This is a genomic window from Flavobacterium rhamnosi (assembly GCF_048286515.1).
Classification (GTDB): Bacteria; Bacteroidota; Bacteroidia; order Flavobacteriales; family Flavobacteriaceae; genus Flavobacterium.
In genome coordinates, this window is sequence record NZ_JBLVPS010000012.1 from 18,487 (window position 1) to 42,158 (window position 23,672).

Annotated in this window: 26 protein-coding genes; 21 read left to right on the forward strand and 5 right to left on the reverse strand. The window is 33.5% G+C overall.

Features of this window, described 5'->3' with window-relative positions:
• Positions 1–2 precede the first annotated feature (2 nt).
• From ACNQGN_RS11015 to ACNQGN_RS11030, 4 genes are all read right to left on the reverse strand, one after another.
• Complete coding sequence (locus tag ACNQGN_RS11015) at positions 3–530, reverse strand: heavy-metal-associated domain-containing protein (RefSeq protein WP_417987882.1); 528 nt, start codon at positions 528–530, stop codon at positions 3–5.
• 1 nt (position 531) lies between these two features.
• Positions 532–1,020 carry a TlpA family protein disulfide reductase gene (locus tag ACNQGN_RS11020; protein ID WP_417987883.1) on the reverse strand — a complete coding sequence of 163 codons (489 nt, stop codon included), beginning with the start codon at positions 1,018–1,020 and terminating at the stop codon, positions 532–534.
• A gap of 29 nt (positions 1,021–1,049) precedes the next feature.
• The gene (locus ACNQGN_RS11025; protein ID WP_417987884.1) at positions 1,050–1,412 is read right to left on the reverse strand and encodes a heavy-metal-associated domain-containing protein; all 363 of its coding nucleotides are present in this window, start codon (positions 1,410–1,412) and stop codon (positions 1,050–1,052) included.
• A 153-nt stretch (positions 1,413–1,565) separates the two neighbouring features.
• The gene (locus ACNQGN_RS11030; protein WP_417987885.1) at positions 1,566–1,922 is read right to left on the reverse strand and encodes a hypothetical protein; all 357 of its coding nucleotides are present in this window, start codon (positions 1,920–1,922) and stop codon (positions 1,566–1,568) included.
• A gap of 559 nt (positions 1,923–2,481) precedes the next feature.
• On the opposite strand from ACNQGN_RS11030, the gene ACNQGN_RS11035 reads away from it, so the two are divergent.
• The 19 genes from ACNQGN_RS11035 to ACNQGN_RS11125 all read left to right on the forward strand — a co-directional run bounded on the left by ACNQGN_RS11035 (position 2,482) and on the right by ACNQGN_RS11125 (position 21,266).
• Positions 2,482–2,850, forward strand: coding sequence for a hypothetical protein (locus ACNQGN_RS11035; RefSeq protein WP_417987886.1), 369 nt, complete (start codon positions 2,482–2,484; stop codon positions 2,848–2,850).
• Positions 2,851–3,005: 155 nt separating this feature from the next.
• Positions 3,006–3,899 (forward strand): DUF3347 domain-containing protein, encoded by an 894-nt coding sequence (locus tag ACNQGN_RS11040; protein WP_417987887.1) that lies wholly within the window; start codon positions 3,006–3,008, stop codon positions 3,897–3,899.
• 17 nt (positions 3,900–3,916) lie between these two features.
• Complete coding sequence (locus ACNQGN_RS11045; protein WP_417987888.1) at positions 3,917–4,969, forward strand: YncE family protein; 1,053 nt, start codon at positions 3,917–3,919, stop codon at positions 4,967–4,969.
• Between the two features lie 106 nt (positions 4,970–5,075).
• Entirely contained in the window at positions 5,076–5,699 is a 624-nt protein-coding gene (locus ACNQGN_RS11050) for a heavy metal-binding domain-containing protein (protein ID WP_417987889.1), read from the forward strand.
• A gap of 57 nt (positions 5,700–5,756) precedes the next feature.
• Positions 5,757–6,491, forward strand: a complete 735-nt coding sequence (locus ACNQGN_RS11055) for a DUF3347 domain-containing protein (protein ID WP_417987890.1) — start codon at positions 5,757–5,759, stop codon at positions 6,489–6,491.
• A gap of 1 nt (position 6,492) precedes the next feature.
• Complete coding sequence (locus ACNQGN_RS11060; protein WP_417987891.1) at positions 6,493–6,963, forward strand: heme-binding domain-containing protein; 471 nt, start codon at positions 6,493–6,495, stop codon at positions 6,961–6,963.
• 5 nt (positions 6,964–6,968) lie between these two features.
• A complete protein-coding gene (locus tag ACNQGN_RS11065) occupies positions 6,969–8,267 on the forward strand; it encodes an efflux RND transporter permease subunit (protein WP_417987892.1) in 1,299 nt (432 codons plus the stop codon).
• A complete protein-coding gene (locus ACNQGN_RS11070) occupies positions 8,264–10,201 on the forward strand; it encodes an efflux RND transporter permease subunit (RefSeq protein WP_417987893.1) in 1,938 nt (645 codons plus the stop codon). The genes ACNQGN_RS11065 and ACNQGN_RS11070 overlap by 4 nt, the downstream gene beginning before the upstream one ends.
• Positions 10,188–11,441 (forward strand): TolC family protein, encoded by a 1,254-nt coding sequence (locus ACNQGN_RS11075; protein WP_417987894.1) that lies wholly within the window; start codon positions 10,188–10,190, stop codon positions 11,439–11,441. The genes ACNQGN_RS11070 and ACNQGN_RS11075 overlap by 14 nt, the downstream gene beginning before the upstream one ends.
• Positions 11,442–11,443: 2 nt before the next feature.
• Positions 11,444–12,691 (forward strand): heavy metal-binding domain-containing protein, encoded by a 1,248-nt coding sequence (locus tag ACNQGN_RS11080; RefSeq protein ID WP_417987895.1) that lies wholly within the window; start codon positions 11,444–11,446, stop codon positions 12,689–12,691.
• Positions 12,692–12,693: 2 nt separating this feature from the next.
• Entirely contained in the window at positions 12,694–13,908 is a 1,215-nt protein-coding gene (locus ACNQGN_RS11085; RefSeq protein WP_417987896.1) for an efflux RND transporter periplasmic adaptor subunit, read from the forward strand.
• 41 nt (positions 13,909–13,949) lie between these two features.
• Positions 13,950–15,578 carry a thymidine phosphorylase family protein gene (locus ACNQGN_RS11090; RefSeq protein ID WP_417987897.1) on the forward strand — a complete coding sequence of 543 codons (1,629 nt, stop codon included), beginning with the start codon at positions 13,950–13,952 and terminating at the stop codon, positions 15,576–15,578.
• An 88-nt stretch (positions 15,579–15,666) separates the two neighbouring features.
• Positions 15,667–16,548, forward strand: coding sequence for a ribose-phosphate pyrophosphokinase (locus tag ACNQGN_RS11095; RefSeq protein WP_417987898.1), 882 nt, complete (start codon positions 15,667–15,669; stop codon positions 16,546–16,548).
• Between the two features lie 316 nt (positions 16,549–16,864).
• On the forward strand, positions 16,865–17,749 hold the full coding sequence (locus ACNQGN_RS11100; RefSeq protein WP_417987899.1) for a DUF2911 domain-containing protein: 885 nt from the start codon (positions 16,865–16,867) through the stop codon (positions 17,747–17,749).
• Positions 17,739–20,084, forward strand: coding sequence for a multicopper oxidase domain-containing protein (locus tag ACNQGN_RS11105; RefSeq protein WP_417987900.1), 2,346 nt, complete (start codon positions 17,739–17,741; stop codon positions 20,082–20,084). Before ACNQGN_RS11100 ends, ACNQGN_RS11105 begins: the two co-directional genes overlap by 11 nt.
• 179 nt (positions 20,085–20,263) lie before the next feature.
• Positions 20,264–20,458, forward strand: a complete 195-nt coding sequence (locus ACNQGN_RS11110; protein ID WP_417987901.1) for a hypothetical protein — start codon at positions 20,264–20,266, stop codon at positions 20,456–20,458.
• Entirely contained in the window at positions 20,455–20,685 is a 231-nt protein-coding gene (locus tag ACNQGN_RS11115) for a hypothetical protein (RefSeq protein WP_417987902.1), read from the forward strand. The genes ACNQGN_RS11110 and ACNQGN_RS11115 overlap by 4 nt, the downstream gene beginning before the upstream one ends.
• 33 nt (positions 20,686–20,718) lie before the next feature.
• Positions 20,719–20,826: a heavy metal-binding domain-containing protein gene (locus ACNQGN_RS11120; protein WP_417987903.1), complete on the forward strand. Its 108-nt coding sequence runs from the start codon at positions 20,719–20,721 to the stop codon at positions 20,824–20,826.
• The gene (locus ACNQGN_RS11125; RefSeq protein ID WP_417987904.1) at positions 20,823–21,266 is read left to right on the forward strand and encodes a universal stress protein; all 444 of its coding nucleotides are present in this window, start codon (positions 20,823–20,825) and stop codon (positions 21,264–21,266) included. Before ACNQGN_RS11120 ends, ACNQGN_RS11125 begins: the two co-directional genes overlap by 4 nt.
• Before the next feature lie 251 nt (positions 21,267–21,517).
• Here the strand turns inward: ACNQGN_RS11125 and ACNQGN_RS11130 are convergent, their stop codons facing one another.
• On the reverse strand, positions 21,518–22,126 hold the full coding sequence (locus tag ACNQGN_RS11130) for a c-type cytochrome (protein WP_417987905.1): 609 nt from the start codon (positions 22,124–22,126) through the stop codon (positions 21,518–21,520).
• Between the two features lie 489 nt (positions 22,127–22,615).
• Between ACNQGN_RS11130 and ACNQGN_RS11135 the strand changes: the two genes are divergently transcribed.
• Positions 22,616–22,996, forward strand: coding sequence for an ArsR/SmtB family transcription factor (locus ACNQGN_RS11135; protein ID WP_143388880.1), 381 nt, complete (start codon positions 22,616–22,618; stop codon positions 22,994–22,996).
• Entirely contained in the window at positions 22,993–23,625 is a 633-nt protein-coding gene (merTP, locus tag ACNQGN_RS11140; protein WP_417987906.1) for a mercuric transport protein MerTP, read from the forward strand. The genes ACNQGN_RS11135 and merTP overlap by 4 nt, the downstream gene beginning before the upstream one ends.
• Positions 23,626–23,672 lie beyond the last annotated feature (47 nt).

Sequence of the window (23,672 nt, forward strand, 5' to 3'; positions counted from 1 at the left end):
TTCTATAATGCTTTTAAATAATAATCATTTTCATTTTCTGTTGTATAACCTGGATATTTTGAATATGATTTAATTAGTTTTTTATACTCTTTTTGGGTTACAAAACCTTTATCCAGAACTCTGTATTTTGTTTCTTCATGAGCTACTGGATTTTTAATGTCGATGAAAGTATACGTAGCATCATCGACTTTTAGCGTTGTATTATCTTCAATTTTTGGAGTATGGAACTTTGCGGTCAAAACCATAGAACCTACGAAGAAACCAGCTTTTTCAACAGCGTTTTTCAATACTTTAGGTTGTAATGAATTATCTTTTTTAAAATAAACGGTAAACGTATTTGTGTTTAAATCAGTACCAATACTATCTACTTCGGTAAAAGATTTTAATTGTTTATTTATCGCATTAGAGCACATAGAACAAGTTAATCCCGTTGCCATTATTTCGGCTTTAGTGATTTGAGAATATGATTTTACACCAGTTAATAATACTAAAAGTGTAGCGGCTACGAATTTTATATGTAATGTTTTCATTTTATTTTTTGTTTTTTTTGATTTGAGCAATTATTTGTGCTTCGGTTGGATTGATGGCAATCAGTTTTCCTGATGCATCAAAAAGATAGGTCGATGGCAAAGAATCAACTCCAAAGGTTACAGCTGTTTTGGCATCAAAACCTTTCGGGTCGATTAATTGCTGGTGTTTCATTTTGTCTTTTTCAATGGCTTTTAACCATTTTGATTTATCGATATCAATTGATATTCCAACGATTTCAAAATTCTGACCTTTGTATTGATCATATATTTTTACCAATTTTTTATTGGCCATTCGGCAAGGTGCGCACCATGATGCCCAAAAATCTACCAAAACTGTTTTTCCTTTAAAAGTATTTAGTTTAACTGTAGCGTTCTTATTGTTTTGAAGCTGAACATCTGGAAAAGAATCTCCTATTTTTATTTGTGCACTTGCTATAGAAACAGTTGCTATCAGGGAGAATAATGTGATTATATTTTTTATTTTGAACATGAAATTTAATTTAAATGATTTGATTATGATTACTCCGCTTTTTTAGGACTTGCTTCTCTATCATATTGGCAACATCCGTGCAATTCATCGTAAACAGCATTTGGGGCATTAAATTTTTCATTGTCATATCCAGCATCTGCAACACGTTTTAGTATCGCATCCAGATTGGTTTTCTTTGTATCGTAGGTAACTGTAGCGGTTTTGGTGTTCGTGTCCCAATTTACTTTGGCAACTTTATCAATGTTTGCAGCCGTTTCAATAGTTTTTTTACACATACCACAATTACCATTGATTTTTACGGTTTCAGTTGTTTTGTTTTTTATTTGCGCGCTGGCGAAAGTGACTGATAGCAATAGAGTCATTGCCATCAATAATTTTTTTATTGAGTTCATTGTTTTATTTTTTTTGAGTGAATTAATTCGAAAACATGACAGAAGCACAGCAAATACAGCTATATCTGAAAATGAATCGGATTAAATATTTTAATGATTTTTAGCCTTAAATAGGCTTTGGAAGAGACAGACTTATGGCTGTCAAAAAGGAATCTAGCTTAATTTAGGTGGAAGCCAGATAGAACGGAAATCTGAAGAAATAAAAATTTCTGAATAAAAGTAATCTTGTTTTTTTTCTGAAAAACTAAAAAGAGAATTATTTTCTGTTTGGAAAAAAACCATAGAAGTGGAACCGCAGTAAGTAGTTGGACACCCACAAGAATTACCAACACAACTATTATCGCAATTATGTCCTTTCTTTTTAGAATCTTTCTCTTTACAACATGTTTTTGCTGCGGATTCTTTTTTACAACATGTCATACTTGCCTTATTACTATGCGCAAAAGCCAGCGTTGGCCCTATAAGGAAGCCAAGCGTAACAATTAATAGTATGTAGAATTTTTTTGCCATGTTGGCAGCAAAGATATTATTTAATTCGCTGTCTCGGTTGTTAATTTTTTTATAAATATTCTATTATAATTGATTCTTCAATTATGCTTAGTGACATCTCGTCGAGATAAAAATATTTAATTGATTGATAGTCAGTATTTTTGTTTTCAGGAATAAAAGATTGTTTTTAATTTACTGAACACTTGTAACATGTAGATTAGTAATTTTTACAAATTAAAAGAAATATAATTGTTGATTATAAAACCAGTTAATTGATAACGCACCCCGACTGAAGAACTGAGTATTCATCGCTTTCATTTAACCAACGGAAAGAATTTGATAAAATTATCGATGGATTTGAAGAGCCATATATCTTCCATGTGATAACATTAAAAGCTAGTGAATTCAAATTTCTAATTTTAGATTATGATAAGTCTTTATCTATTTGCTTCCCTAATAATACTTTTAATGAGAATATAAATCAAACCAAAAATAGTAGTGATGAAATTTTTTTAACAAGTCTTTAGCGAGAATTAAGATTATTTCTCTAACTTTGTTTCATATTAGATTTTCGATACAAATGAAAAAGTTTCACATTTTATTAATCGTTGTACTTGGCTTCTTCTTGATGCCAACGGTAACTTTTGCGTGTGGAAACAATTCAGAAAAACAATCTTGCAAAAAAGAAATCTCTTCTAAAACAGATAAAAAAGATTGTTGCGAAGGTGATAATCATTCGAAGAATAAAAATCATAAAGGTTGTGGAGGAAAATGTGGTCATTCTAAATGTGGTTGTGCTTCTTCTTGCAACACATCTGTTTCTATTAATGAATTGAACTTTAATAGAAATATTTTTAATTTCTTTTCAGAAAAACAAAATTTTTACAATTACGAAACCTCCATTTCTTCTGGTTTCAATTCTTTATGGCTTATACCAAAAATAGGCTAAATTTTAAATTTGAGAGCCATAATTGTGTCAAATAAAAAGCAATTATTGCTTTAAAATCATTTGTTTTCTCAGTTAATTTCATCTTCAAAAAGGACGGCTTTGTTGTGCTGTCATTTTGTTCTTGTTTAACTAATTTAATTTAAAATTATTTTACAATGAAATCAATAAAAAAAATATTGATAGCAATGACTCTATTGCTATCAGTCGTAGTCGCTAATGCGCAAATTAAAAACGCTAAAACTGAAACCGTAAAAATATTCGGTAACTGTGGAATGTGTGAGGCTACTATAGAAAAAGCAGGAAATCTCAAAAAAGTTGCCAAAGTAGATTGGAATGCTACTACTGGAATGGCTACTATCACTTATGATACCAAACAAACCAACCAAGATGAAATTCTAAAACGTATTGCTTTAGCTGGATATGATAGTGAAAAATTTCTTGCTCCAGATGATGTATATAACAATCTTCATGGCTGTTGTCAATATGATAGAGAGGCAAAAGTTGCAGTAAAAACCGAAATTAAATCAGACCCGAGCGATAGCGAAAAGGCGAAGCAAATGGCAACTATGGAAAATCATAGCGCTCACGCCAATCAATCAGAAACTCAAAAAATAGGACAAGCAACTCAAAATCAATTAAAACCAGTATTTGATAATTACTTTTTATTGAAAGATGCTTTAGTAAAAACGGATGGCAAAACAGCTTCAATGCAATCTAAAGAATTGTTTTCGGCTATCAATGCAGTAAAAATGGAAACATTGAAAATGGAAGAGCATATGATTTGGATGAAAGTTTTTAAAGATTTAACTGCTGATGCAAAAAATATTTCTGAAACACAGGATATCAAAAAGCAAAGAGAACTTTTCAAATCATTATCTAAAAACACGTATGAGCTGATAAGAGTTTCAAAATTTACTGAACCGGTTTATTATCAATATTGCCCGATGCAAGATGCCAATTGGTTAAGTAAAGAAAATACAGTTAAAAATCCTTACTACGGTTCACAAATGTTGAGTTGTGGTAAAACAGTAGAAACAATAAAACAATAAAATTAAAACTTTAAAATATGAAGAATATATTTTTTACCGCATCAATAATTGGAGTAATACTTTTATCATCTTGTAATAAAGATGATAATATGGATATGACAAATGCAGCATTAAACGTAAACTATCCTGCTGCTTATGTGGTGAATGGAGAAGATGCAACAATTTCAGTAATCAAATTATCAAATAATGAAGTCACGGCAACAATTCCATTGATGGGAACTGGGACTGATATGATAATGTGGCCACACCATATTTCTTCACATTCAAATCATCTTGCAATTGGAGTTCCAGGAATGGATTTAAGCACAGGACATGCAGTAACAGGAACTATGTCGGGGAAACTTGTTATTATTGATGCAATAACTGGTTCAATTGTTAAAAACATGGGGTTATCTGTAATGAACCACAATACTATTTATTCTCCAAATGGTACAGAAATTTGGGTGCCTCAAATGGATATGAATGGTAAAGTATTGGTGTATGACGCTACAACTTATGCATTGAAAAGTACAATTACTGTAGGTATGATGCCGGCAGAATTGACTTTTTCAGCAGACGGAACAAAAGCCTATATTGCTAATGGCGATGATGATACTGTTTCTGTAATTAATGTGTCAACAAAAGCAGTTATTGCAACGGTTACAGTAGGAGATAATCCTGTCGGAGCTTGGACTGGTAGTGATGGTAAAATGTATGTTGATAATGAAGACGGACAATCTATTTCTGTTATCAATGTGGCTACAAATGCCGTTGACCAAACCATTGTTTTAGGTTTTATGCCCGGAATTGCTTCACACAACGGGACTAAAAGTGAATTATGGGTTAGTGACCCGATGAATGGTAAAGTACATTACTGGACTTGGGATGCTGGTATGATGATGTGGATGCACGGCGGAGCTTTTAATACCGGTGCTGGTGCTCACGCAATTTCTTTCACTATGGACGGAAACACTGCTTATGTAACCAACCAAACAGCAAATACAGTTTCTGTTGTAAATGTTACCAATCATATCGTTACTAAAACAATCAATGTTGGTAAAAAACCAAATGGGGTTGTAATAAAAATGTAAACTATTAATTTCTAAAATATCAAATGAAAATTTGATAAACAATTTAAATAGCTTGCAATTGATCAGTGTTTAATATTATAAACAATTAATTAAAACTGTAAAAAAAATGAAAACATTAACTATCGTACTAAGCGTATTCTTAGCAGTAAATACATTGGCATCAGCTCAAGAAGCTACAAAATCTTCGCAAAAAGAAGCTCAAAAAACAACTTACACCTGTCCGATGCATCCAGAAGAAGTGAGTTTAATAGAAGGAAAATGTCCAAAATGTGGAATGGATTTGACAAAAGTCACCGAAAAAATGGATACACACACTACAAAAGGAAGTCAACCTATGAGTAAAACTGTGACAAGATATGTTTGCCCAATGGACAGCTCAACTTCTGATAAACCTGGAAAATGTTCTAAATGTGCAATGAAGATGGTAAAAACCACCGAAAAAATAGATACCCACGCTACAAAAGGAAGTCAACCTATGAGTAAAATTGTGGCAAAATATGTCTGTCCTATCGACGGTTCAATCTCAGAAACCGAAGGAAAATGTTCTAAATGCGGAACAGGAATGGTGAAAATCACCGAAAAAATAGATACCCATGCTACAAAAGGCAGTCAACCTAAAAGTAAAATTGTGACAAAATATGTTTGTCCAATGGACGGCTCAACTTCTGACACTAAAGGGGAATGTCCTAAATGTGGAATGGAAATGACTGAAAAAAAGTCTAAAAAGTAAGAAGTTAAAAATAAAAAATGCACCAATAGTAATAATAACAAATAACAATTAATAAAAATGAAAAATTTAATTCTTTCAACCATAGTGATGTCATTTGTACTGGTTTCTTGTAACCAAAAAAACAAAGAAGCTCAAACCAGTAATTCTGAAACGACCGAAACTGCTTCACAATTGTATGCGTGTTCTATGCATCCCGAAGTAACAGGAAAAAAAGGAGAAAAATGTTCAAAATGTGGAATGGAATTAACCGAACCAGTTGTACAAAATGAAGCAGCTCATGATCATACTGATGGTAGTCATAGTCACGATGATGCAACAACAGTTGAAGTTAATAATGAAGCTACATTGGTTACCCAAACAACATTTTCTACAAATGAAATAATTTCTGATTATTTAAAACTAAAAAACGCACTCACAAAAGACGATACAAAAGGAGCAGCCAATGCGGGTAAAGCATTATATGCAACTTTCAATAAAGTCAATACCAATACAATAGATCCAAAATTGAAAACAGAATATATTGATATTGCTGATGATGCTAAAGAACACGCAGAACACATTGGCGATAATGTTGGAAAAATTGACCACCAAAGAGAACATTTTGCGATGTTGAGTAAAGATGTGAATGATTTGATAAAAATATTTGGAGCAAAACAAAAACTATATCAAGACTTTTGTCCTATGTATAATGAAGGAAAAGGTGCTATTTGGATAAGTGAAAGCAAAGAAATAAAAAATCCTTACTACGGTTCGAAAATGCTTACTTGTGGTTCTATGAAAAAACAATTATAAAATGAAAAAAATCATCAAGAAAATACTCATAATTGGGTTTGTTATTTTTTTGTTGATGCAGTTATATCAACCTGCTCGTAATGAAAGTTATGAGCAGGAATTAACTGCAAATTTCACAAAAATGTACGATGTTCCTAAAAATGTTGAAACTATTTTACGGACATCTTGCTACGATTGTCACAGTAACAATACCAATTATCCATTCTATTCTTACATTCAGCCAGCACGGTTTTTTATGGAAGAACACATTAAAGACGGTAAGAAGGATTTAAACTTTAATGAGTTTGGAAAGTACTCCAAGCGAAAACAAGAAAACAAATTAGAAGCTATCATCAAACAAATAAAATCTGATGAAATGCCCTTAGCGTCCTACACGCTACTTCATAAAAATGCAATAGTAACACCTGCTCAAAAAGAGGAAGTAATCAATTGGATAAATAAAACAAAAGATAGTCTTTCATTAGAAAACTAAACATTATGGTAGAAAAATTAATATCATTTTCACTAAAAAATAGATTTGTTGTTCTTCTCGTCTCAGCTTGCTTATTCGCTTGGGGTATTTATAGCGTACAACAAAACCCCATAGATGCCATTCCGGATTTGTCCGAGAATCAAGTTATTGTATTTACAGAATGGATGGGAAGAAGTCCACAGGTTATAGAAGCACAAGTAACCTATCCTTTGGTTTCAAACCTGCAAGGAATACCAAAAGTCAAAAATATTCGTGGTGCATCTATGTTTGGGATGAGCTTCGTATATATAATCTTTGAAGATAATGTAGATGTGTATTGGGCAAGAACTCGAGTGTTGGAACGGTTGAATTATGCCCAACGATTATTGCCTCAAAATGTAGTGCCCACATTAGGACCTGATGGAACTGGAGTTGGCCATGTTTTTTGGTATCATTTAAAGGCTAACGGTATGGACTTGGGAGAACAAAGAGCTTTACAAGATTGGTACGTGAAATTTGCATTACAAACTGTTCCCGGCGTGGCTGAAGTAGCATCATTTGGGGGTTTTGAAAAACAGTACCAATTAGTGTTAGATCCCTTAAAAATGCAGTACTACAATGTGAGTATGATGGAAGTGATGAATGCAGTCAAAGCAAATAATAATGATGTTGGTGGTCGAAAATTTGAGATGAGTAATATGTCTTACATAGTAAGAGGTTTAGGGTACATAAAAAACATAAAAGATGTAGAAGACATTGCTGTTAAAAATTATAATTCCGTTCCAGTAAAAGTAAAAGACATTGGTTCGATACAAATGGGTGGAGATTTACGCTTGGGAATTTTTGACGAAAATGGAACAGGTGAAGTTGTAGGAGGAATTGTAGTCATGCGTTATGGTGAAAATGCAGATAAAGTTATAAAAGCAGTAAAAGAAAAAATGAAAGAAGTTGAAAAAGGATTGCCTGAAGGCGTTACTTTTAAAACGTCTTATGACCGAAGTGAATTGATTGAAAAAGCTATCGCATCGGTTAAAGGTACTTTAATAGAAGAAATGATTGTTGTTTCAATTGTTATACTACTTTTTCTTTTTCATTGGAGAAGTGCTTTAATTATCTTAATACAATTACCTATATCTGTGGCTATTGGCTTTATTTTGCTTGAAGCATTTGGGATATCATCTAATATCATGTCATTAACGGGTATTGCATTAGCTATAGGTGTTGTCGTCGATGACGGAATTGTAATGGTGGAAAATGCGTATAGGACAATTTCGGAGAAACAGGAAGAGATGGTGAGTAATCAAAATAATTCGGAAATAAAATGAAAGATAAAATAAAAAATATATTCAAAAAAGAACATGACCCCTTATCTTCTGAAGAAAAGTTACAGCTTATAGAAAAGTCTTCAAAATTAGTTGGTCCAGGTGTCTTTTATTCAACACTCATTGTGATAGCTTCCTTTTTACCTGTATTTCTTCTCACGGGTATGGAAGGTAAATTATTCAGCCCATTGGCTTGGACAAAATCGTTTATACTTATAGTAGATGCTTTTTTAGCCATTACCCTTACTCCAGTTCTAATTAGTTTTCTGCTTAAAGGTAAACTTCGTCCAGAAAACAAAAATCCAATTAACAAAAAACTGGAAAGCATCTATACTCCTATTTTAATTTTTTGTTTAAAATGGAGGAAAACAGTATTAGGTATTAATATAATTGCGCTCCTGATTGGCGTTTTAATGTTTACCCGTTTAGGTACAGAATTTATGCCCCCTTTAGATGAAGGTTCCGTGCTTTTTATGCCTGTAACATTGCCAGACGTATCCAATTCTGAGGTAAAAAGAATTTTACAAGTGCAAGATAAATTGATAAAATCAATACCCGAAGTAGCACACGTATTGGGAAAAGCCGGACGCGCTAATACAGCAACCGACAATAGTCCAATAAGCATGATTGAAACGATTGTTTTACTAAAACCCCAACACGAATGGAGAGAAGACAAAACGAAAGCCGATATTGTTAATGAAATAAATAATAAACTTCAAATTCCAGGAGTTACGAATGGTTTTACACAGCCCATCATTAATAGGATTAATATGCTTTCTACTGGTATTAGAACCGATGTAGGAATAAAGATTTACGGAGCAAGCTTAGACACTATCAATGTTTTATCTCAAAAAATAAAAAAAGCCCTTGAAGGTACTTCTGGCGTAAAAGATTTATATGCGGAACCGATTACTGGAGGAAAGTACATCGATATCGAGGCAAAAAGAGAGGCCATTGGCAGATACGGACTTACAATAGATGATATTAACAATGTGGTAGAAGCGTCTATTGGTGGAATGAAACTCACCACAACTATAGAAGGAAGACAACGATTTTCTGTAAATGCAAGATATGCTCAGGAATACAGAAATAGTATTGAGGCATTAAAAAAACTCCAAGTACAAACAATGGAGTTTGGTCCTATTCCATTAGAAGCCGTCGCGGATGTAAAAATAAGCGATGGTCCTCCCATGATAAATAGCGAAAATGCAATGCTACGAGGCAGTGTACTGTTTAATGTGCGAGATCGTGATCTTGGAAGTACGGTAAAAGAAGCGCAGGAAAAATTGAATGCAATGATCACTAAAATGCCAAAAGGCTATTATGTGGAGTGGAGCGGACAGTGGGAAAACCAAATCAGAGCCAACAAAACATTAAGCATGATTTTACCTATAGTTGTTATCATTATTTTCCTTATTCTGTACTTCACCTATCATTCTATGAAAGAAGCACTGATTACAATGATAACCGTACCGTTTGCTTTGATTGGAGGGATTTTTATGGTCTATTTTTATGGAATAAATTTATCCGTTGCAGTTGCAGTTGGTTTTATAGCACTATTTGGTATGGCAATCGAAACCGCTATGTTAATGACTATTTATTTGAATGAAGCAATGAATAAAATGGTAGAAAAACACGGGAACAGTGCAGCAACAATTACAGAAGCAATTTTGAAACAGTACATTATTGACGGTTCTGCCAAAAGGTTGAGACCAAAATTGATGACCGTTTCCGTTTCACTGTTTGGATTAATCCCTATTCTTTGGGCAACAGGAACGGGTGCCGATGTGATGCTGCCAATTACGGTTCCACTCATTGGGGGTACAATTACCTCAACAATTTATGTATTATTAGTAACCCCTATAGTTTTTGAGATGGTGAAACTTCGAGAATTAAAAACAAAAGGCAAAATAGAACTTATAGATGTTAAAGAATAACTATTATATCGCAATAAGCTGTTTGATTTTAAGTACTGCTAATATGGTGGCGCAAACACTTTCGTTGGATGCTGTTTTGACGAATATCAAAACAAATAATCCACAACTAAAAATGTATGATGCTGATATTCAAAGTATGGATGCTGCTGCAAAAGGCGCCAAAAGTTGGATGGCACCACAAGTGGAAACGGGTTTTTTTATGACACCTTACAATAGTAAATTATGGAAAGCCGATGAAATGGGACCAGGTATGGGATCTTACATGGTTGGTGTTACACAAATGATACCGAATGCTAGAAAACTTAAGTCTGATTTCAATTACATGAATGCAATGTCATCTGTTGAAAAAGAAAATAAAGGGTATACGATTAATCAATTAAAGGCACTGGCAAAAACGAATTATTACCAATGGCTGGTATTAAATAAAAAAATAAAAATTGCGGATGATAATTTATTGCTCTTAGACTATATGATAAAAAGTATGGAAATACGCTATCAGTATAATATGGATAAATTGCCAACCTATTACAAAGCAAAATCGCAATACGGTGCATTACAAAGTATGATTGTAATGTTACAAAACGATATTTCCCAGAAGCGAATTATGCTAAATACCTTGATGGCTAGAGATAAAAACACTTTGTTTGAAATAGATGAAACCTATAAATTAAATGATTTTGATACCATAAAAGCAGATACAACCTCACTTTCCCAAAACCGAAGTGATGTTAAAGCTATTGAAAAAACAATGGTATTAAATCAATTAAAAATTGAAACCGAAAAAGCAAAATTATTACCCGAATTTGGTGTCAAATATGACCATATGTTTGCCTTTGGAGAACAGCCAAAACAATTCTCTTTAATGGGAATGATTACTATTCCAATGCCTTGGTCAACAAAAATGAATAAAGCCAATATCAACAGTTTTAAAATCAAGAATGAAGGTCTCAACTGGCAAAAGCAAATGATTTTGAATGAAGCAGCAGGAATGATTTCGGGTATGAATACAGAATTGATAAACTTAAAAAAACAATATGATATTGCTGAAAAAAATATCATTCCTGCCTTAAAACGAAACTATGATACTGCAATATTGGCTTGGCAGAATAATACGGGAGATCTGTTTGCAGTATTGGATGCTTGGGAAGCATTAAATATGGCACAAATTGATGTTCTGGATAAATTACAAAATATTTTAAGCACACAAGTAGAAATTGAAAAACAACTGGAAATCAAATAATTATGAATAAATATTTAAAATATAGTTTAATTTTAATCGTAATTTCTAGTATAGGATTTGCTGTCTATTTCTTTGCAATAAAATCAGAGAATCACTCGGAGAATTCACATCAAACAGAAGTTTATACCTGTTCTATGCATCCCGAAATTATTAGAGATAAACCTGGAAACTGTCCTATTTGCGGAATGACTTTGGTGATAAAAATAACAGAAAACCAAGCTGAGGAAGACAATTCTATTGACAATCTTTTGAAACCTACTGATAATTTTATCGTCGGGAATTATCAAACTACAACAGCTAAAGACACTACATTAAGCAGTGAGATAAACTTACCTGGAATAGTGTCTTACGATCCAAATTCATCAGTAAATATTGCTGCTCGAATAAGTGGAAGAATAGAAAAAATGTATGTCAATTATAAGTACCAAAAAGTAGCTAAAGGACAGAAATTATTTGATTTATACAGCCCTGAATTATTGACAGAACAGCAAAATTTTATTTATTTAGTTTCCAATGATTCCGATAATACATCAATTATTAAAGCCTCAAAGCAAAAATTATTGCTTTATGGAATGACTAAAAATCAGATAAATTCATTGTCTTCTTCCAAAAAAGTAAATCCTCAAGTTTCAATTTACAGTCCAGCTTCTGGAATTATTCAAGGAACAGAAAAAATGGATAATACAAGCAATTCGACGATGCAAAATGCAAGTAACAATACAGAAATATTAAACATAAAGGAAGGTAACTACATAAAAAAGGGAGAAGTCGTTTTTAAATTAGTAAATACAGATAAAGTATGGGGTATCTTTAATGTTAGTCAAGGTTACAATAGTCTAATAAAAATCAATCAAACTATCAAAATTGCTACAGAATTAGACAAAAATGAATTCATGGATGCACAAATAAATTTTATTGAAACTCAATTTAATCCAGCAGATAAATCCAACAGAATTAGGGTATACCTAAACAACAATAAACTGAAATTCCCCATAGGTCTGCGATTACAAGGAATTGTGAAAACAAATTCAATACAAGGGGTTTGGTTGCAAAAACAAGCATTAGTGAGTATTGGCAACAAGAAAATAGTTTTTATAAAAAAGAATAATGGCTTTAAAGCAACTGCAATAAAAGCAGGAATTGAAATAGATGATTTTATTCAAATTATCAGTGGAATTTCCGTTGAAGATACCCTTGCTAAAAATGCACAATATTTAATTGATAGCGAAAGCTTTATTAAAACCGAGTAATTATGAAAACGATAAAAATAATAGGCATTCTATCCATACTACTTACAGTATTTATAGCTTGCAATACTAAAAACAAAGAAGACCATAGCAAACATAAAAACAAAGAAACTATTTTTTACACTTGTTCTATGGATCCTCAAGTAAAGGAAGATAAGTCCGGGAAATGTCCTATTTGTCATATGGAGTTAACTCCAATAAAAAGTGACGACACAGCTGCAAATGAGATAAGCTTGAGTAAACAGCAGCTACAATTGGGAAACATCACCACGCAAACTGTTGCAGAAACTCAAAGCAGTTTAGAGCAAAATTACACAGGGGTTTTAACGATTAATCAGGAAAAAATCAACACCATTTCTGCTAGAGCAATGGGGCGAATTGAAAAGTTATATTTCAAAACGGTTGGAGATTATGTTGCTAAAAACGAACCAGTATATCAATTGTATAGTGAAGATATTGCCATAGCCAAACAAGATTACTTCACAGCATACAAACAACTTACCATGCCAGGTGATTTTGGAAAAAATGCACGTACGATGCTCATTGCTGCCAAACAAAAACTATTGTTCTTTGGTTTATCCAATGCCCAAATTGAAACTATAAAATCCAGTAAAGAAATTTCTCCGTACACTATTTTCTATAGTAATAGCAGTGGAACTATCTCGGAGATAATAGCAACAGAAGGCAGTTACATCATGGAAGGTTCCGGTATAATTAAATTGGCAGATTTAAATAGTCTTTGGCTCGAAACACAGGTGAATATAAATTATGCAAAAAGCATACACCTTGGACAAAACGCCAAAGTTTCATTTACCGATTTTCCAGATAAAACTATAAATTCAAAAATCTCCTTTATTAATCCAGAAATAAATCCAGAAACCAGACTGCTTTTAATTCGAATGGAAGTACCCAATCAAAACTTGCTGTTAAAACCCGGGATGCAGGCAATTGCAAAATTGACACAATCCAATATAAAAGGGGTATTCATACCTACTGATGCTGTTATCAGGGAAGAAAATGCTTCTTATGTATGGATTGAAAAAAGACCGGGAGTATTTGAAAGCCTAATGGTGGAAACAGGAGCAGAAACCAATGGGATGATTGAAATTAAATCGGAAATGGATCCATCTAAAAAAGTAGTCATTACTGGAGCGTATGCCATAAACAGCGAATATAAATTCCGCAAAGGAAGTGACCCCATGGCGGGAATGGAAATGTAATGTTTAAAATATAAAAATGACAAACCTACACCATTACCGGAATGGCTTGTGATATTTGTTTTTCTAAAGTTGGAAAAAAATTGAAGTTTATTTATGGCATTGTAGCTTCAGTTTCATTACCCTCGCCAGGCTACTATAACAATGATAAAAACGATGCAATAATGAAACACCATGATCATTCAAATCCGTTAAAAGTAAAGTCTCTTGGAATAGATACCTACCGAGAGAATAATATTTACATGTTAATCGACTGTGATATTTGTCGATCTGAAGGGTTTTCGGCACTTACACGACTCGTTGTTCACCACAACGAAAAAAATATCGTTGCAACGTTAAACGTAGTACATTCTGAATTGTTACAGGAAAATGAAGCGGGACTTTCCGATATAGCATTAAAGCGCCTCGATGTCAAAGATGGTGATTTAATTACAGTATCACATCTTAAACCGATTGAATCATTGGGCGATGTTCGTGCAAAAATATATCACAAAAAAATTGATGAAACTGCCTGCCGTAAAATCATCAATGATATAACCAATGGCCTTTATTCTGACATCGAAATAGCTGCTTTCATTGCCGGATGTGCCGGAGACAATCTGGATTTGGAGGAAATCACATGGCTTACCAGAGCAATGATTGATTCCGGGTCAAAATTAAAATGGGACGAAAAAATCATCATGGATAAACATTCTGTTGGTGGCCTGCCTGGAAACCGGACAACTCCAATAGTAGTAGCAATCATTGCAGCAGCAGGACTGACAATTCCAAAAACATCTTCGCGCGCCATCACTTCTCCTGCGGGCACAGCCGATACAATGGAAACAATAACTATTGTGAATCTATCCATTGAAAAAATAAAGGAGGTAGTAAAAAAGGAAAGCGGATGTTTTGCATGGGGACGTTTGGCAAAATTGAGTCCGGCAGATGATATTCTAATCGCCGTGGAGAAAGCTTTAGACATTGACAGCTCAGGACAAATGATTGCCTCCGTACTTTCAAAAAAGGCTGCCGCAGGTTCAACACATGTAGTTATTGAAATTCCTTTTGGGGAAACGGCAAAAGTACGAACACACGATGAAGCATTGAAACTGCAATATTATTTCAAAGCCGTTGGCGATGCTATAAAATTAAATATTGAAGTATTAATTACCGATGGCTCACAACCCATTGGGAAAGGAATTGGCCCATCCTTGGAAGCAGTGGATGTACTTGCAGTATTGAGAAATTGCAAGGATGCTCCAAATGATTTAAAAGAAAAATCAGTGCTGATTGCAGGAATATTACTGGAATTATCAACTAAAATTGAAAAAGGAAAAGGAGTTTCGGAAGCAAGACAAATTCTGGAAAGCGGTAAAGCGTATAACAAGTTTGAAAAGATCTGTTTGGCACAGGGAGGAATTACTGAACCAAAATTTGCAAAATATAAAATCGAAATCAAATCAGAAATTGCAGGAATTGTAGCTGCCATCGACAATAGAAAATTAGCGAAGATTGCCAAACTTTCAGGTGCTCCTCGATCTCCTTCAGCTGGAATTTATTTCAATTCACCCATTGGAACTAAAATAGAAAAAGAACAGACACTCTTCACCATTTATTCTGAATCGGAAGGAGAATTACAATACGCTGTTGACTATTTAAAATCTGTAAACCCTATAATCAAAATCGTTTAAGATGAAATAAGCATTAGGCAAACTCGATGTAAAAACTAATGAAGAGATACGAATTCCATATTCCTTTGAAAACAAATATTAGCTACAGATGAAAAAAATATTTTTTGCTTTACCCGGAAATGATGCACTGACTAAATCTTTAGCTGAAAAATGTAATGCGGAATTAGGCAAGGCAATTATCCGCCAATTTCCCGATGGTGAAACCTATATCAAAATCGAATCCGATGTGTCAGACAAGCAAGTACTACTGATTTGTACACTAAATAATCCTGATGAAAAATTATTGCCTCTCTTTTATTTATCACAAACCGCAAAAGAATTAGGCGCAAAATCCATCTGTACTGTAGTGCCTTATCTTGCTTATATGCGGCAGGACAAACGCTTTCAGCCGGGAGAAGGAGTCACTTCATCCTATTTTGCAAAACTCATTTCGTCATTTGCTGATTCACTCATTACTATTGACCCTCACCTGCATAGAAGAAGTTCCTTGTCCGAAATATATGCGATTCCAACCACCGTGATTCATGCTGCAGATCTCATTTCAAAATGGATTCTCAGCGATATTGAAAAACCTGTGTTAGTTGGTCCAGATAGTGAAAGCGAACAATGGGTTTCCGAAGTGGCTCATCAAGCAGGGGCACCTTTCATTATTCTTAAAAAAATAAGAAGAAGTGACAAAGAGGTAGAAATATCTGTTCCGGATCTCGAGAAATATAAAGAGTATACTCCCGTTTTAGTAGATGATATTATTTCCACTGCAAGTACTATGATCGAGACCATTGGTCAGTTAATAAATGCAGGAATGAAAAAACCGGTTTGTATTGGTATCCACGGAATTTTTGCAAATAATGCCTATTCCGATTTGTTCTTTGCGGGAGCAGATAAAGTGATAACATGTAATACTATTCCGCATGAATCGAATAAAATTAAAATTGACGAAATTATTTCCTTATCAATCAACCGTATATGAAAAATAAAGTAACCATACCTTCACTAAGTAATGCTCAGTGCATTTATGTATTGAATCTAAGTATTAAAAAATAATAGTTACTTGGATTTCAAACATTTTAAAATCGAAATCAACGTACAAAAAATCATCTTGCAAGGCAATCATACTTTATGTTCTTTTCTAATAGTGTATTTACAAAACAATCGTTCATTACAACCTTTATGTAAAAGGGACAATTATAAATTAATCAAGTAAGAGCAAACTGAAACCTGGGCAACAGCGGAACTGAAGGAAAATTAAAATAATAAAAAAAGAAAATCAATTAAAATCAAAAACCATGAAAAAAATAATTCTAATACACTTCTTTATTTTACAAGCTTTAATAATTTCGGCACAAGAAAAAGTTCAAATAAAACTAACTTCTGCAAGTCCATCTGCATCATTTGAACAAGAATTGGGTAGCACAATAATCAAAGTTTCTTACAGCAGACCACTAGCAAGAGGCAGAAAAATATTTGGTGAATTAGTGCCTTTTGAAAAACTCTGGCGAACTGGCGCTAGTGATTGTACTTCAATAACTACCAACGAAGATATTGTATTTGGAAATACTACTTTAAAAATGGGTAGTTACTCAATATTCACAATACCTTCTAAAAAGGAGTGGACAATAATTGTAAATACAGATACCTCATTACACGGCGAAACTGGATATGATGCCAAAAAAGATGTTTTTCGTTTTACAGTTCCAGTAGAAAGCATACCTAATTTTTATGAAATATTTACAATCGAAATAAATGACATTAATAACAAAGGGGAGGGATTTCTAAAAATAATATGGGAAAATTCGATGGTGAAAATTCCATTAAAAAGTAAAGCAGATGAAAATATTTTAGCAGTAATAGATAAAAACATCATTAAAGAAAAGACTCAAGATGCTAATTTATTATTTCAAGCAGCAAACTATTATTACAGTACAAACAGAGATTACAAACAAGCAATAGCTTGGCTTATTGAAGCCGAGAAATTAGATCCAGAGAATTTCTATTATCCTAATTTAAGACAAAAAATAGCAACGGAACTAAAAGACTATTCAAGTGCAATTGAAGCAGGCAAAAAAGCTTTATCAATAGCAGAATTAAAAAAAATGAAAAGTGTAGAATCACTTAAAAAACAAATTTTAGAGTTGGAGTTATTATTGAAAAAATTAGAAAATGAAAAATAAAATCATTATCATAATTACAATATTACTTTTTACATTAAATGCAACTGCACAAAAAATAGTCCGGTATGACCTTTATGTAAAAGACACCATTGTAAATTTTTCAGGTAAACCTAAAAGAGCCATTGCCGTAAACGGACAAATACCTATGCCTACATTAACATTTACGGAAGGCGACATTGCTGAAATATATGTGCATAATGAGCTATACGAAGAAACATCCTTGCATTGGCACGGACTAATGCTACCCAATCGATACGATGGTGTGCCCAATCTTACGCAAATGCCTATAAAGCCACATACTACGTATTTGTATACCTTTCCAATTATTCAACACGGAACTCATTGGTACCATAGCCATACTGGTCTGCAGGAACAAATCGGAATGTACGGTTCTTTCGTGATGAATAAAAAGGCAGATACCCCAACTTTTAGGAAAGGTATTGATGATTTACCAACCGTTCCATTAGTTTTAAGCGAGTGGACAGATATGAATCCCGAAAACGTTCACCGAATGTTACATAATGCTTCCGATTGGTTTGCCATTAAAAAAGGAACAACCCAAAGTTATGCTGAAGCCATAAGAAGCGGCTATTTTAAAACCAAACTCAAAAACGAATGGAAAAGAATGAACGCAATGGATGTGAGTGATATCTTTTACGATAAATTCTTAATAAACGGAAAAAACGAAAGCCAACTTACACAATTTAAAGCAGGCGATAAAGTCCGTTTACGGATTGCAAACGGTGGCGCATCAACCAATTTCTGGTTGACATATGCCGGTGGCAAAATTACCGTTGTGGCAAACGATGGAAACGACGTAGAACCAGTTGAAGTAGACAGGCTACTAATTGCTGTTTCTGAAACTTACGATGTTGTGGTCACTATACCAGCAGACAAAACTGCATATGAATTTCTTGCCACACCAGAAGACCGCACAAAATCAGCGTCCTTGTATTTAGGTAATGGTATCAAGCAATTAACAGCTCCTCTACCCAAATTAAAATATTTTGAAGGGATGAAAATGATGAACGACATGATGAAAATGAACGGAGATCTGGACGATATGGGAATGCAGATGAGCCTCAACAAAATGGATATGAATGTAGTTATGTATCCGGAAATAACAGGTGAGCTAAAGAAAAAAGGTGATGATAAAATGCCGGGTATGAATATGGAGGGAGATAAAATGGATGAAATGGAGATGAATAAAGGGGAGATGAAAGATAAGGATAAAGGCAAGGAGAAAAAAGAGGGTATGAATATCGGCGACCATAAAATGCACGGCATGAAAAATCAATATGATTCAAATGCACTTTCTGATCTTGTTACCTTGAATTATGCCATGCTAAAATCGCCAACAAAAACCAATCTTCCAAAAGATGCACCGGTAAAAGAATTAAAGTTTGAACTAACAGGAAATATGAACCGTTATGTTTGGAGTTTAGACAACAAAGTAGTTTCAGAAGCCGACAAGATCTTAATTAAAAAAGGGGGAAATGTGCGTATCGTTTTACACAACAATTCTATGATGCGACACCCAATGCATTTGCACGGACATGATTTTAGGGTAATCAACGGACAAGAAGATTATGCCCCTTTAAAAAATATCATTGACATCATGCCAATGGAAACCGATACTTTAGAATTCAATGCAAATGTAAGTGGTGATTGGTTTTTTCATTGCCATATTTTGTACCACATGATGAGCGGTATGGGAAGAGTTTTCTCTTATGAAAATCAAGCGCCAAATCCCGAAATTCTGAATCCAAAATTAGCACAACGAAAATTATTTGCTGACGACAGAGAGTTTCATTTTATGGCTGAAAATGATTTTGCCACAAACGGAAACGATGGGGAAGCAATGTTAGGGAGTACTCGTTGGAGTATTGGAACAGAATGGCGTTTAGGTTATAAAGAACACCACGGTTATGAAACCGAAACACATATAGGGCGATACATCGACAAAATGCAATGGATAATGCCTTTTATAGGTTTTGATTGGAGATCTAGAAAAGGGGGAATAGACGTGCAAGAAAGAAATCTATTTGGGCAATCCAATTCCAAAGACAAAAGAGCTGTTTTTAGTGCAGGGGTTAATTATACTTTACCAATGCTTATAGTGGCACAAGCCGAAGTATTTACCGATGGTAATTTCCGATTACAATTCGAGCGAAAAGACATTCCTGTTTCAAAACGATTAAGAATGAATTTAATGTGGAATACTGACAAAGAATATATGGCAGGTTTAAAATACATTGTCAAAAGAAACTTTGGAATTACAACGCATTATGATAGTGATATGGGGTTTGGATTTGGTGCTGCTTTAAATTATTAAAATTTTAATTTAAGATTAATGTTGAAGATGCTTGTTGTAAAAACAAGCATCATTTTTTTATTTAAATATTTGAAAACGTGACAATTGTGTAAAAATAAGCTAAGATTATGTAATATTTAATAAATTAGTTATACTACCTTTATATCATGAAAATTACTTCATAGCTAAATATTAAATGAATGAAAACCATTCAAAAAATTATTTTAAGTATTGCTTTTGTAACATTATTTTCATCGTGTCAATCCAAAATTGATATAAATCAAATTCTTTCAAATTCAGATACAAAAAAGGCAATTATGGATACTATTGCAAACAATAGTGAAATGTCTAAAGATATGATGCAAGCAATGCTGAACAGTAGTAAAGGAAAATGATGATGATAAATCACGAAAATATGATGAAAATGATGAAGGATAATCCAGATATGATGAAAGGAATGATGACCGAAATGATGGAAGCATCTAAAACAGATACTACGATGATGTCTGAAATGTGTAAATCGATGATGGATAATCCTAAAATGATGGATATGATCAAAGATAAAAAAATGCAATCACACAAAATGACTGGAATGGATAAAAATATGGATATGTCCAAATAATACAAATACAAACAACATTAAAATATAAAAAAAATGGAAACTCAAAAAACGTACACCTGCCCAATGCACCCAGAAGTTACCTTGGATAAACCCGGAAAATGTTCCAAATGCGGAATGAATTTAGTGGAGAAAGAAGAATGAAAATTCTATTAGCAACCGATGGTTCAAAATATAGTAAAACAGCAATTAATGAAATTGCCAACAGACCATTTCCGCCAAAAACAGAAGTGTGTATTGTGTCTGTTTATGAAAGAATGTCGCTAATAAATACTCTTGAGCCAATGGGAGTTTCACATGAATATTATGCTGAAGTTGATCACAACGCTTTTAAAGGCGCAGCGAAAATTACGGAAAATGCAGCGAAAATTTTACGTGATAAAAATCCGGCTTTAATTGTAACTACAATGGTTATTAGTGGTTCTCCAAAAAGTGCAATACTCAAAGAAGCTGAAACATTCGGTGCTGATTTGATTATCGTTGGTTCTCATGGTCATGGAGCTATAGAAGGCTTTCTGCTTGGATCGGTTTCCCAAGCGGTGGCATTACATGCAAAATGTTCTGTGGAGATTGTACGTAAATAAAAAACTTAACAGTTCTTCCTTCCTTGGTTTGGTATCTTTGTTGTGCCTTAGCTGAAAAGCTCCATAGGAGTAATGCTATAATGGTACATACCCATATTTTTGTTAGAATTTTTACCATTACTTTATACATAATTACGATATAAATATATGTTTGCAATTACTTTTCTGAATTTGAAATATTCTCCATTCCTTTTAAAAGTACTTCGGTTATTATCATTTGAATTATTTATGTTTTTTTTTCATTCATTTTCCTAATGATTTTGCCCTTGGTGTTCCATCATTCCGTCTGAATTTTTCAGAGAATTTACATATGCATAGACCGAAAGGATTTCTTCTTCGCTCAAAACGTTTTCCCATGCTGCCATTGCAGTTCCCTTCATTCCTTTTTTTATGAGGTATATTCGCCCCTGATCTGAATAAAATGATGAATGTTCAGGGTCAGTAAAATCGGCTGGCTTTGGTTGTAATGTTGCTACTCCTGGACCATCGCCTTTACCGCCACTTCCATGACAAGTAAGACAATATTTTGTGAATATCTCTTTACCTTGTGCAAGTTGTTCCTCTGTACCAAGAGATACGGGCTGATTATATTTTTCGCCTAATTCCTGTTTTAACCATTCGCGAGTTTCATTCATTAGTTGTGAATGCTCGCTATGTTCATGGTTGTTATTTTCTTCTCCTTTTTGTTGAGGATGGTTCTGTTCAACTTGCTTCTGGTTTTTTTCTGAATTCCGGCAGGAAGAAAACATCAGCACTGCATAAATCATTGCGGTAATGATTGCAAACTCGATTTTGGTAGCTCGGAAGAGTTTACGCAGAGTGTGACTGAAGGACTCACCATATTGTTTTGATTTTTTCATAGTTGTCGTTCTAGTTTTTAAATTAAACCATCAACCAAATACAAATTCTCGATACTTTTTACTAAAAAACGCTTGAATTAGGTGCAAAGTGCTATTTTTCAGTGATTTAATATAAATTTACGATTTATTTAAGGATGTAACTTGGAATTTTTTATTTTTTTATTTCCACAAATAAATAATATACATCATGTTGAAGGAATCATTAACTTCATAAAACCATTTCAGTTTTAGGATCTTTGCATCCTGCCATTACCGTCACCACTCTCCCTAATAACACTTTGTCAATGCTTATAATAACTCAAGTCGAAGTATTTACCGATGGTAATTTGATACAGTTTGAATGAAAAGCAATACTAAATCATTTACTTTAAAAATTGAAGTATTCATTTCAAAGTAAAATGTTAAACTTATTTTTATTATTTAAGCATTTTCTTAAATAATAAAGCAATTAACTACATTTGTTTAGTATTTAATTTAACAAAGACAGCAATGGATAATAATCAAACGTGTATAAGAGTTTTTGCAGATATAAAACAAATCAACGCCTGCAAAAACAAATTGAACAATAATAGTAATGCTTTTGGGCTATTGAGTGGTTTATTAGCATTGGCCGGCAATGAAGTACGACTGAAAATAATGTTTCTTCTTGAAGAAGAAAACGAACTCTGTCCTTGCGACCTTGCCGATATTTTAGGAATGAGTATTCCTGCCGTTTCACAACATCTTCGCAAAATGAAAGATGGAAATGTTATTGAAGCTAGACGATCTGGTCAGACTATTTTTTATTCTCTAAAATCAGAACAATTACAAATACTTCGTCCTTTTTTTAAATACATTATTAGTCAAAATTCAAATTTAGAACTCATATGAACACAAATTCAAAATCAGGAAAATTAGCTGGAGCAAGTATTTTATCAGCAGTGGCAGCATCACTTTGTTGCATAACACCCGTTTTAGCTCTTATTTCTGGAGCTTCTGGCGTAGCATCAACGTTCTCGTGGTTAGAACCTTTTCGCCCTTACTTAATTGGAATAACTGTTTTGGTATTGGGCTTTGCTTGGTATCAAAAACTAAAACCACGAACTACGGAAGAAATACAATGTGTTTGTGAAGAAGAGGATAAAACACCTTTTATGCAAACTAAAAAGTTTTTAGGTATTGTAACGGTGTTTACTTTTTTAATGATGGCTTTCCCATACTATGGACAAGTTTTTTATCCAAAAGCGGACAAACAGCTAATTGTTGTTTCTTCTGATAATATGCAAAAAGTAAAATTTAATGTGAATGGAATGACTTGTGCCAGTTGCGAAGATCACGTTAAAAATGAAGTAAACAAATTACCGGGAATTATAACCGTTTCCGCTAATAGCAACGAAGGAATCGCATTTGTAAAATTTGACAACAGTAAAACGAACAAAGAGGCTATCATAAAAGCTATTAATACCACAGGTTACAAAGTATCAGGAGAAGTATCAACATCCGTAAATCCTCCACACTGACAAACTGAACACGTTTGTGGTCTAAACGGTTGAAAATAATTTTTTTG

Bases quoted from the DNA above. Each gene is read 5' to 3' on its own strand.
- ACNQGN_RS11055 (WP_417987890.1), top strand. From the start codon at position 5,757: ATGAAAAATTTAATTCTTTCAACCATAGTGATGTCATTTGTACTGGTT.
- ACNQGN_RS11120 (WP_417987903.1), top strand. From the start codon at position 20,719: ATGGAAACTCAAAAAACGTACACCTGCCCAATGCACCCAGAAGTTACC.
- ACNQGN_RS11060 (WP_417987891.1), top strand. From the start codon at position 6,493: ATGAAAAAAATCATCAAGAAAATACTCATAATTGGGTTTGTTATTTTT.
- ACNQGN_RS11045 (WP_417987888.1), top strand. From the start codon at position 3,917: ATGAAGAATATATTTTTTACCGCATCAATAATTGGAGTAATACTTTTA.
- ACNQGN_RS11095 (WP_417987898.1), top strand. From the start codon at position 15,667: ATGAAAAAAATATTTTTTGCTTTACCCGGAAATGATGCACTGACTAAA.
- ACNQGN_RS11090 (WP_417987897.1), top strand. From the start codon at position 13,950: ATGGCTTGTGATATTTGTTTTTCTAAAGTTGGAAAAAAATTGAAGTTT.
- ACNQGN_RS11030 (WP_417987885.1), bottom strand. From the start codon at position 1,922: ATGGCAAAAAAATTCTACATACTATTAATTGTTACGCTTGGCTTCCTT.
- ACNQGN_RS11135 (WP_143388880.1), top strand. From the start codon at position 22,616: ATGGATAATAATCAAACGTGTATAAGAGTTTTTGCAGATATAAAACAA.
- ACNQGN_RS11040 (WP_417987887.1), top strand. From the start codon at position 3,006: ATGAAATCAATAAAAAAAATATTGATAGCAATGACTCTATTGCTATCA.
- ACNQGN_RS11070 (WP_417987893.1), top strand. From the start codon at position 8,264: ATGAAAGATAAAATAAAAAATATATTCAAAAAAGAACATGACCCCTTA.
- ACNQGN_RS11085 (WP_417987896.1), top strand. From the start codon at position 12,694: ATGAAAACGATAAAAATAATAGGCATTCTATCCATACTACTTACAGTA.
- ACNQGN_RS11050 (WP_417987889.1), top strand. From the start codon at position 5,076: ATGAAAACATTAACTATCGTACTAAGCGTATTCTTAGCAGTAAATACA.
- ACNQGN_RS11065 (WP_417987892.1), top strand. From the start codon at position 6,969: ATGGTAGAAAAATTAATATCATTTTCACTAAAAAATAGATTTGTTGTT.
- ACNQGN_RS11015 (WP_417987882.1), bottom strand. From the start codon at position 530: ATGAAAACATTACATATAAAATTCGTAGCCGCTACACTTTTAGTATTA.
- merTP (WP_417987906.1), top strand. From the start codon at position 22,993: ATGAACACAAATTCAAAATCAGGAAAATTAGCTGGAGCAAGTATTTTA.
- ACNQGN_RS11130 (WP_417987905.1), bottom strand. From the start codon at position 22,126: ATGAAAAAATCAAAACAATATGGTGAGTCCTTCAGTCACACTCTGCGT.
- ACNQGN_RS11115 (WP_417987902.1), top strand. From the start codon at position 20,455: ATGATGATGATAAATCACGAAAATATGATGAAAATGATGAAGGATAAT.
- ACNQGN_RS11020 (WP_417987883.1), bottom strand. From the start codon at position 1,020: ATGTTCAAAATAAAAAATATAATCACATTATTCTCCCTGATAGCAACT.
- ACNQGN_RS11110 (WP_417987901.1), top strand. From the start codon at position 20,264: ATGAAAACCATTCAAAAAATTATTTTAAGTATTGCTTTTGTAACATTA.
- ACNQGN_RS11105 (WP_417987900.1), top strand. From the start codon at position 17,739: ATGAAAAATAAAATCATTATCATAATTACAATATTACTTTTTACATTA.
- ACNQGN_RS11075 (WP_417987894.1), top strand. From the start codon at position 10,188: ATGTTAAAGAATAACTATTATATCGCAATAAGCTGTTTGATTTTAAGT.
- ACNQGN_RS11035 (WP_417987886.1), top strand. From the start codon at position 2,482: ATGAAAAAGTTTCACATTTTATTAATCGTTGTACTTGGCTTCTTCTTG.
- ACNQGN_RS11100 (WP_417987899.1), top strand. From the start codon at position 16,865: ATGAAAAAAATAATTCTAATACACTTCTTTATTTTACAAGCTTTAATA.
- ACNQGN_RS11080 (WP_417987895.1), top strand. From the start codon at position 11,444: ATGAATAAATATTTAAAATATAGTTTAATTTTAATCGTAATTTCTAGT.
- ACNQGN_RS11125 (WP_417987904.1), top strand. From the start codon at position 20,823: ATGAAAATTCTATTAGCAACCGATGGTTCAAAATATAGTAAAACAGCA.
- ACNQGN_RS11025 (WP_417987884.1), bottom strand. From the start codon at position 1,412: ATGAACTCAATAAAAAAATTATTGATGGCAATGACTCTATTGCTATCA.